This window comes from Sulfitobacter sp. 15WGC (genome assembly GCF_005068605.1).
GTDB classification, from domain to species: domain Bacteria; phylum Pseudomonadota; class Alphaproteobacteria; order Rhodobacterales; family Rhodobacteraceae; genus Sulfitobacter; species Sulfitobacter faviae.
In genome coordinates this window covers 13,832-22,331 of sequence record NZ_SZNL01000031.1, presented here as the reverse complement: position 1 = coordinate 22,331, position 8,500 = coordinate 13,832, and the positions used below count along the sequence as shown (strand labels likewise).

Annotated in this window: 8 protein-coding genes and 2 pseudogenes; 9 read left to right on the top strand and 1 reads right to left on the bottom strand. The window is 59.2% G+C overall.

Translation table 11 applies throughout. The features are described from left to right. Both FCK22_RS16990 and FCK22_RS16985 read left to right on the top strand, forming a co-directional pair. Nucleotides 1-140: pseudogene (locus tag FCK22_RS16990) on the top strand (IS3 family transposase); the annotation flags it as partial. Nucleotides 141-343: 203 nt separating this feature from the next. Then, a complete protein-coding gene (locus tag FCK22_RS16985; protein WP_067265064.1) occupies nucleotides 344-1,213 on the top strand; it encodes a bifunctional allantoicase/(S)-ureidoglycine aminohydrolase in 870 nt (289 codons plus the stop codon). Here FCK22_RS16985 and bhcR read toward each other — a convergent pair. After that, nucleotides 1,194-2,042: an HTH-type transcriptional regulator BhcR gene (gene bhcR, locus FCK22_RS16980; RefSeq protein WP_067265067.1), complete on the bottom strand. Its 849-nt coding sequence runs from the start codon at nucleotides 2,040-2,042 to the stop codon at nucleotides 1,194-1,196. The two genes, FCK22_RS16985 and bhcR, sit on opposite strands and share 20 nt — an antisense overlap. A gap of 169 nt (nucleotides 2,043-2,211) precedes the next feature. Here bhcR and bhcA point away from each other — a divergent pair. The 7 genes and pseudogenes from bhcA (at nucleotide 2,212) to FCK22_RS16950 (ending at nucleotide 8,327) form a co-directional block, all read left to right on the top strand. Beyond that, nucleotides 2,212-3,403 (top strand): annotated as a pseudogene (bhcA, locus tag FCK22_RS16975) (L-aspartate--glyoxylate aminotransferase BhcA). Continuing rightward, nucleotides 3,403-4,374, top strand: coding sequence for a beta-hydroxyaspartate dehydratase BhcB (bhcB, locus tag FCK22_RS16970; protein WP_067265072.1), 972 nt, complete (start codon nucleotides 3,403-3,405; stop codon nucleotides 4,372-4,374). Before bhcA ends, bhcB begins: the two are co-directional and overlap by 1 nt. A gap of 32 nt (nucleotides 4,375-4,406) precedes the next feature. Next, nucleotides 4,407-5,570, top strand: coding sequence for a 3-hydroxy-D-aspartate aldolase BhcC (bhcC, locus tag FCK22_RS16965; RefSeq protein ID WP_067265073.1), 1,164 nt, complete (start codon nucleotides 4,407-4,409; stop codon nucleotides 5,568-5,570). Between the two features lie 195 nt (nucleotides 5,571-5,765). Beyond that, complete coding sequence (gene bhcD, locus FCK22_RS16960) at nucleotides 5,766-6,731, top strand: iminosuccinate reductase BhcD (protein ID WP_067265076.1); 966 nt, start codon at nucleotides 5,766-5,768, stop codon at nucleotides 6,729-6,731. Nucleotides 6,732-6,818: 87 nt separating this feature from the next. After that, nucleotides 6,819-7,331, top strand: coding sequence for an AmiS/UreI family transporter (locus FCK22_RS16955; RefSeq protein ID WP_067265087.1), 513 nt, complete (start codon nucleotides 6,819-6,821; stop codon nucleotides 7,329-7,331). Beyond that, nucleotides 7,328-7,666: a glyceraldehyde 3-phosphate dehydrogenase NAD-binding domain-containing protein gene (locus FCK22_RS19615; RefSeq protein WP_331711015.1), complete on the top strand. Its 339-nt coding sequence runs from the start codon at nucleotides 7,328-7,330 to the stop codon at nucleotides 7,664-7,666. The genes FCK22_RS16955 and FCK22_RS19615 overlap by 4 nt, the downstream gene beginning before the upstream one ends. Then, a complete protein-coding gene (locus tag FCK22_RS16950) occupies nucleotides 7,587-8,327 on the top strand; it encodes an aldehyde dehydrogenase (protein WP_331711016.1) in 741 nt (246 codons plus the stop codon). The genes FCK22_RS19615 and FCK22_RS16950 overlap by 80 nt, the downstream gene beginning before the upstream one ends. Nucleotides 8,328-8,500 lie beyond the last annotated feature (173 nt).

The window sequence follows — 8,500 nt, the reverse complement described above, 5'->3', positions numbered from 1 at the left end:
GGCCGCACTCATCGCTCGGGAACAAAACACCGGCCGAAGCGCGCCGGACGCTTGAGCAATTTGAGGGCTCCGCGCCCGGCGCGCTTGCCAAGCCCGAAACCGACGACTATCAAAATCAAACCCGCAGACTCTCGTCATGAACGAGGGACCAGTGGGGGGCAGGTCACGCCGCATAAGATCGCGCTGAAAAGCTGCTGGCGTTGATGCGGCGATTAGCTTGGCAGATTAACAGATATCCCATTATCAAATCTCGCCGAACAGAGCTGTCGTCAGTTTACCGATGGTCGCCCCCTCTCCGTTTCGATTATCCTGATGGAAACAGCCCATTTCTTCTGGAGCATCCATGAGCACAAAATATTTCGCGCCACACGGGGGGCACCCCGGACAAGAGCAGCTTCTTACCGATCGCGCCATCTTCAAGGATGCCTATGCCGTCATTCCGAAGGGCACAATGCGGGACATCGTTACCAGCTTTCTGCCCTTCTGGGAGGAGACGCGCCTTTGGGTCATCGCGCGGCCAATGAGTGGGTTTGCCGAGACTTTTTCTCAATACATCATGGAAGTGCAGCCCGGCGGGGGCTCTGACAAAGCCGAGCTGGACCCGGAGGCCGAAGGCATCCTTTTCGTGGTGGAAGGCACCGCGACTTTGCGGGTCGGTGGCGAGTCCTATAAGCTGAGCCCGGGCGGCTATGCGTATCTGCCCCCATCAAGCGGCTGGACCCTGCGAAACGAAGGAGACGAAGTCTTGCGGTTCCACTGGGTGCGCAAGGCCTATGAGGCCGTCGCGGGGTTGGATATGCCCGACGTATTGGTCCTGAACGAAAACGATATCGAACCGACGCCAATGCCCGGCACGGATGGCAAATGGTCGACAACCCGCTTTGTCGATCCGTCCGACCTGCGCCACGACATGCATGTCACGATTGTTACCTTCGAACCGGGCGGCGTGATCCCTTTCCTTGAGACACATGTGATGGAGCATGGGCTCTATGTTTTGGAGGGCAAAGCGGTTTACAATCTGAACAATGACTGGGTCGAAGTCGAAGCTGGCGACTATATGTGGCTTCGCGCTTTTTGCCCTCAGGCGTGCTATGCGGGGGGGCCGGGGCGGTTCCGCTACCTGCTTTACAAGGACGTAAACCGGCATATGGCGCTTCGTCCCGGAACTGCGTCATACCCTCAGCATCAGCGGCTTAAGGCTGCGGCCGAGTAACGTCGCCTCCGATTGCGAGGCTCAATTCATGAGCCGCCTTGATGACGGGGCGGCTCAGTTCTTCGACCTCTGACGCGCCGACCCTGCTTGTCGGCCCCGATATCGAGATCCCCGCGACAGCTTCGCCATTCATGTCGAATACCGGCGCTGCGATACAGCGCATGCCCTCGTTTCTCTCTTCATTATCGACTGAAAAACCGCTTTCCCGAATGGCTTCGAGGTTCTGGCGCAGGGCTGCCGGATCAACGATCGTATGGGCGGTGAAGCGCGTCATCTGCCCCTTCGACAGAAGCTTGTCCAAACGCTCAGGCTCCATATAGGCGAGCAACGCCTTACCGATGCCGGAGGCATGCATTGGCGACAGGCTGCCGGGTGGGAAAAAGGCACGGATGTTCGCATGTGTTTCCACCTGGCTCAGAAACAAAACCGCATCTTCTTGCCCCTTGCCGATATTGGCTGTTTCACCGGTCGTTTCCATCAGCTTTCGCATGATGGGTCGCGCACGATCGACAAGGCTCGTGCGCCGAAGGAAACGCGCGCCGATCACAAAGGCGCGCGGGCCAACGTACCAAACCTGCTCTTCGTGATCGAATTCGACCAGCCCCCTGCCCTCGAGCGTTACAAGGATGCGGTAGACGGTCGCTGGCGATTGGCGCATTTCATCCGCCAGCTTGGTGAGCGGTTTGCCCTGTGCTTCGCTCAGATACTCAAAGACCTCCATGGCCCGGTCGAGCGATTTGATCGTGTTCTGCGCGGTCTTGTCCGTCCAGCCGCGCGGCCTTCCGCGTGCCCTGCGAGCCGCCCCAGAACCATTTTCTTGAGAATCCATAAGAACTTTTCGCTCACATGTGAAAGATAAACTCACGATATGAAAAATATAAGCCACTGACAAAACTCGGAATAACCAGAGCATTTAAAAAATGAAAGCTCATTTCAAAAAAGTATCAGCCCGCCTCGGCCCCGTCTACTGTGAGATCAACAACGGAAGGAGACCGTCCATGAGCTTTCAAAATCCCGTTTTCATCCCGGGCCCGACGAACATCCCCGAAAGCCTGCGCAAGGCCTGCGACATGCCGACGATCGACCACCGATCACCGCTGTTCGGCCAAATTCTGCATCCCGCGCGTGCAGGTGTTCGGCAGATCCTGAAAAGCGACAACGCAGAGGTCTTCATTTTCCCGTCCACTGGCACGGGGGGGGTGGGAAACCGCGCTGACCAATACGTTGTCGCCCGGTGACAAAGTGCTTGCGGCGCGCAATGGCATGTTCAGTCATCGTTGGATCGATATGTGCCAGCGCCATGGCCTTTCCGTGCAAGTAGTCGAAACCACATGGGGCGCGGGGCTTCCGGCGGATCGCTATGAAGAGATTCTGACCGCGGATAAGAACCACGAGATCAAGGCGGTCCTTGCCACACATAATGAAACGGCCACCGGCGTGAAATCGGACATCGCGGCGGTGCGCCGTGCGCTGGATGCATCGGGTCATCCTGCGATGCTGTTCATCGATGGGGTATCGTCGATTGCCTCGATGGATTTCCGCTTCGACGAATGGGGCGTGGACGTTGCCGTGACCGGGTCGCAAAAAGGGTTCATGCTGCCCGCAGGCCTCGCCATCGTTGGCTTCTCACCCAAGGCGATGGAGGCCACTAAGACCGCCACTCTGCCCCGCACTTTTTTCGATGTGCATGACATGGCGAAGGGCTACGCGAACAACGCCTATCCCTACACGCCTGCGGTGGGTCTGCTGAACGGGTTGAACCAGGCCTGTGATATGCTGCTGCGCGAGGGTCTGGAGAATGTGTTTGCCCGGCATCACCGAATTGCTGAGGGCGTGCGCGCGGCGGTCGGCGCTTGGGGGCTTGATCTTTGCGCCACCGATCCTTCGGTCTACTCCGACACCGTCAGCGCCATTCGGACACCGGAAGGCTTTAACGCCACCGATATCGTGACACATGCCGCCAACCGGTATGGGGTCGCTTTTGGCGTGGGCCTTGGGGAGGTCGCCGGCAAGGTGTTTCGGATCGGCCACCTCGGCAGCCTTACGGATGTCATGGCCCTCTCCGGTATTGCGACGGCAGAGATGTGCATGGTCGATCTTGGACTGAACATCGAACTCGGTTCCGGGGTCGCGGCGGCCCAAGAGTATTATCGCGGCCATTCTGCGGCAGCGCAGAAGGACGCTGCGTGATGAAGGACACTCAGATGTACATCCCCACTTACGAGGACATGCTAGAGGCTCACGCGCGGATCGGCCCTCACATCCGTCGCACGCCGGTCCGCACCTCGGACTACCTCAACGAACTGGCCGGTTGCGAGCTGTTCTTCAAATGCGAAAATTTTCAGGAGCCCGGTGCCTTCAAAGTGCGGGGCGCCTCGAACGCGGTCTTCGGGCTGAGTGACGAACAGGCGGCCAAAGGTGTCGCGACCCATTCCTCTGGCAACCATGCCTCCTGCCTGTCTTATGCCGCTTTGAAGCGCGGCATTCCCTGCAACGTGGTGATGCCGCGCACAGCGCCGCAGGCGAAGAAGGACACGGTGCGCCGTTTTGGCGGCGTCATTACCGAATGCGAGCCGTCGACCAGTTCCCGCGAAGCGACCTTTGCCGAGGTACAGGCCGCGACGGGGGGCGATTTTGTCCATCCCTACAACGATCCGCGCGTGATCGCCGGTCAAGGCACCTGCGCGCGCGAGTTCATGGAGCAGACGGATGGTCTTGACGCGGCGGTGGCGCCCATCGGCGGCGGCGGCATGATCTCTGGCACTTGCCTCACCCTCGCGACCCTCGCACCTGAGACTCAGATCATCGCCGCCGAACCTGAACAGGCAGACGACGCTTACCGCAGCTTCAAGGCGGGCCATATCATTGCCGACGATGCGCCCAAAACCATTGCCGATGGGCTTCTGGTCCCGCTCAAGGACCTGACTTGGCATTTCGTCTCGAACCATGTGTCCGAGATCTACACAGCGTCGGAGCAAGAGATCCTAGAGGCGATGAAGCTGACGTGGAAACATCTGCGCGTGGTGATGGAGCCATCCTCTGCTGTGCCGCTCGCGACAGTTCTCAGAAACCCGGAAGCGTTTAAGGGCAAACGCGTTGGCCTGATCATCACGGGCGGCAATGTCGACCTCGACAGGCTGCCATGGCTGAACGCCGCTTGATCCCAAATGACTGAAAATTAAGGAGCACGGACATGAAAGATATGACCAATCTCGACGCATACGAAGTGGGCTACGATATTCCGGCAAAACCCGGCATGGACGAGGCCGACATTCAAACCCCGAGCCTTGTGCTCGATCTTGACGCGCTGGAGCGCAACATCAAGAAGATGGGGGATTACGCCAAGGCGCATGGCATGCGCCACCGGACCCATGGCAAAATGCACAAGTCGGTCGACGTGCAAAGGCTTCAGGAAAAGCTCGGCGGTGCCTGCGGTGTCTGCTGCCAGAAAGTCTCCGAGGCCGAGGTTTTTGCCCGGGGTGGCATCAAGGATATCCTCGTCTCGAACCAAGTGCGCGATCCTGCCAAGATCGACCGTCTTGCCCGCCTGCCCAAGCTTGGCGCCCGCACGATCTGTTGCGTGGACGATCTTGCCAATGTGGCCGACCTGTCGTTGGCGGCGCGGACACATGGCACCGAAATCGAATGTCTTGTCGAGATAGATTGCGGCGCCGGACGCTGCGGTGTGACCTCCACCTCTGACGTTGTTGAGATTGCCAAGGCCATCGACACGGCTGAGGGTCTTAAGTTCGCTGGCCTGCAGGCCTATCAGGGCGCAATGCAGCACCTCGACAGCTATGACGAACGCAAGGCAAAAATAGATATCGCCGTGGCGATGGTCAAAGATGCGGTCGATACGTTGAAAACCGAGGGTTTGGCGTGTGACATCGTCGGCGGTGGCGGCACCGGCTCCTACTATTTCGAGTCCAACTCTGGTGTGTATAACGAATTGCAGTGCGGCTCCTATGCCTTCATGGACGCGGACTATGGGCGCATCCTCGACAAAAACGGCAACCGCATCGACCAAGGTGAATGGGAAAACGCCTTTTTTATCCTCACAAGCGTCATGAGCCATGCAAAGGCAGACAAAGCGATCGTTGACGCGGGGCTCAAGGCTCAATCCGTCGATAGCGGCCTGCCGGTGGTCTACGGACGCGACGATGTCGAGTACGTTAAATGTTCGGACGAGCATGGGGTCGTGATGGATCCGAACGGTGCGCTCCGTGTGAACGACAAGCTGAAGCTGGTTCCGGGACACTGCGACCCAACCGCCAATGTGCATGACTGGTATGTCGGTGTGCGCAACGGCAAGGTCGAATGCCTCTGGCCTGTCTCGGCACGCGGTCACGCCTATTGATCAGCCGGTTCACGGCTGGGCGGCTGCGTCGTCGCCAAAGACCTGCGCCCCCCTGACCCGGTTTCTCCCGACCCGCACAGGGGGCGCTCTCATTCAAGATAGGTGTCAAACCGCGCTTATCTGCTCGGAGCCGGCGGCTCAAAGCTGCTGGCCCGCCTCCCGGACTGCTCTGACCCGAAGAATTTGGAGACTAAAATGCTGATCGTACCTGAACGTGAAATTGCCGACCTCATGACCCGCGCGGCCGCTTTTGATGCCATCGAAAAGGTGTTCGCCGCGATGGCCTCCGGCGATGCCTACAACTTTCCGGTCGTTCGCGAAGCGATTGGCCACGAAGACGCGCTTTATGGGTTCAAAGGCGGATTTGACCGCGCGGGCTTGACCTTGGGGTTGAAGGCCGGTGGCTATTGGCCAAACAATCTGGAGAAACGCGGGTTGATCAACCACCAATCCACTGTCTTCCTGTTTGATCCCGACAGCGGCAAGGTCAAGGCCATGGTGGGTGGCAACCTGCTGACCGCCCTGCGCACGGCGGCGGCCTCCTCTGTGTCGATCAAGCACCTCGCGCGCAAAGACGCCTCCGTGCTCGGCATGGTCGGCGCAGGTCATCAAGCCACCTTTCAACTGCGCGCCGCCCTGGAGCAGCGCAACTTCGAAAAGGTGATCGGCTGGAATTATCACCCGGAGATGCTGCCCAATATCGAAAAGGTGGCTCAGGAAGCGGGAGTTCCCTTTGAGGCCGTCGACCTGCCCGCCATGACCGAAGCGGATGTCATCATCTCGATCACCTCCGCCTTTGCGCCCTCGCTGATGGCCGATCATGTCAGCCCCGGAACCCATGTCGCCTGCATGGGCACCGACACCAAGGGCAAACAGGAGGTCGAAGCCGCCCTGCTCGGGCGCGCTGCCGTTTTCACCGATGAGGTTGCGCAATCCGTGAGTATCGGCGAGGCGCAGCATGCCATCGCGGAGGGGATCATCACTGAGACCGACGTTGCCCAGCTCGGCGCGGTGATTAACGGAGACCATCCGGGGCGCATCTCGAAGGATCAGATCACCCTGTTCGACGGTACCGGCGTGGGGCTACAGGATCTTGCTGTCGCGGCCAAAGTCGTCGATCTGGCTGTCGAGAAGGGCATCGCGGTCGAAGTGGACTTCTAGCCCAAGCCCATAGCCTCCCAATAACTCACGTTCCGGGTCGCGCCAGAAACGGCGCGGCCTTTCGCGCGCAACAAGACGGTAGCTTTCATGTTTCTGCCTCTGTCCCTGCTTTTTGTGGGCGCGGTTCTGATCCTGAACGGGTTCTGGATGTCCGGGCGGATCGCGAATCGGGAGATCGTTGTCATCAACCTGGCGACGGCAGCGATCACGGCTGCCGTGGCTGCCTTATCGCTGACCCGCGCAATGACCCCAGAAGATGTCCGGACCGTGGCCCTGACCCTGCTCTTCAGCGTGACCTACCTTTGGGTGGCGGTTAACCGGCTGACCGGCGCAGACGGTCGGGGACTTGGCTGGTTCAGCCTCTTCGTCGCTCTCTCGGTCCTGCCCCAAGCCTATCAAGCGATCGTGACAGCGGCAGGCTTCGTCGCTCTATGGCTCGGGTTGTGTTGGCTGGCTTGGTCAGGTCTGTGGTTCTTGTATTTCGTCACATTGGCGTTGCAGAAACAGATACAAGGTCCGACAACCGTCGCGACCCTGGGCGCTGGCGTTCTGACGGCTTGGCTGCCCGCCCTTGTCTTATTGTACGGAGCGCATCCATGACCGGCAAACTACGGGTTTTCATCAATGGCTTTGGCCGTATCGGCAGGACATTGCTGCGTCAGATCCTCGAAGACGACGCTCGGGCCGACGTGGAGATTGTGGGGATCAACGACATCGCCCCGCTGGAAACCTGCATCTACCTGCTTCGCTACGACAGTGTTTATGGCCCCCTTTGCGTTCCCGTGACTACAGGCGCCAATCAGGTGACGATTGGCGCAAAGACCATCCCCTTCACCCGAGCCAGATTTGCGGGCATTGGACCTGCGCGGCGTCGACGTGGTGCTGGAGTGTACCGGCAAGGTTCAGGAGCGACAGTTTGCGAAAGCTGGCATTGATGCCGGCGCGCGAAACGTGCTGATCTCGGGTCCATCGAAAGCGGCCGAACGGACCGTTGTCCTCGGCGCCAATGAGCAGGAGCTGGGCGACGCGCGGATCATTTCCAATGCCTCCTGTACGACCAACGCAATCGCGCCACTGCTGCGTACCATCGATCTTGGGCTTGGCATATCGCGTGCGCATGTCACGACAATTCACTGTTACACCGGAAGCCAACCCACGGTGGACCAGCCCGGCGCCAGTTTGGAACGAAGTCGCGCGGCCGCCGTCTCAATGATACCGACATCCACAAGCGCTGCCGATCAGCTATTTAACATACTACCCGAGTTTTGTGACCGGCTCAGCGTGGCCGCCGTTCGCGTGCCTTGCATCTCGGTCTCGGCTATCGACGCGACGCTTCAACTTGCCGAACAGCCCGAAGGGTCATGCGTGGAATTTCTGCGCGAGGCCTTTGCAGGCTCGGCATTGGTTGGGCTTTGCGACGACCCCTGTGTTTCCACCGATTTCCGGGGCCGCCCTGAATCTTTGGTGATCGCCCTTCCCGAAACGCAAGAGATCGAACACCGCCAACTGCGCGTCTTTGGCTGGTACGACAACGAATGGGGTTTCTCTGCAAGGATGCTGGATATGGCGTCGCGCATTGCACATAGGGGCTGCTAATCCCGCCCAGCAAGCTACCCGCATGATCCAAGACTGTCTTAGAGCAAAAAAAATGCGGCGCAGGGTTTGCGCCGCATTCTTTTTTCATCATTCGCAACAGTACGCCTGCTGCAAAGGGTTTGTCAGACACTGTCAGTTTTGCTTAGCGAGCCCTTTCCATACCCGGACATCCC

Excerpts from the sequence above, each read along its gene's own strand:
- FCK22_RS16985 (WP_067265064.1), top strand. The coding sequence starts at position 344 with ATGAGCACAAAATATTTCGCGCCACACGGGGGGCACCCCGGACAAGAG.
- bhcR (WP_067265067.1), bottom strand. The coding sequence starts at position 2,042 with ATGGATTCTCAAGAAAATGGTTCTGGGGCGGCTCGCAGGGCACGCGGA.
- bhcB (WP_067265072.1), top strand. The coding sequence starts at position 3,403 with ATGAAGGACACTCAGATGTACATCCCCACTTACGAGGACATGCTAGAG.
- bhcC (WP_067265073.1), top strand. The coding sequence starts at position 4,407 with ATGAAAGATATGACCAATCTCGACGCATACGAAGTGGGCTACGATATT.
- bhcD (WP_067265076.1), top strand. The coding sequence starts at position 5,766 with ATGCTGATCGTACCTGAACGTGAAATTGCCGACCTCATGACCCGCGCG.
- FCK22_RS16955 (WP_067265087.1), top strand. The coding sequence starts at position 6,819 with ATGTTTCTGCCTCTGTCCCTGCTTTTTGTGGGCGCGGTTCTGATCCTG.
- FCK22_RS19615 (WP_331711015.1), top strand. The coding sequence starts at position 7,328 with ATGACCGGCAAACTACGGGTTTTCATCAATGGCTTTGGCCGTATCGGC.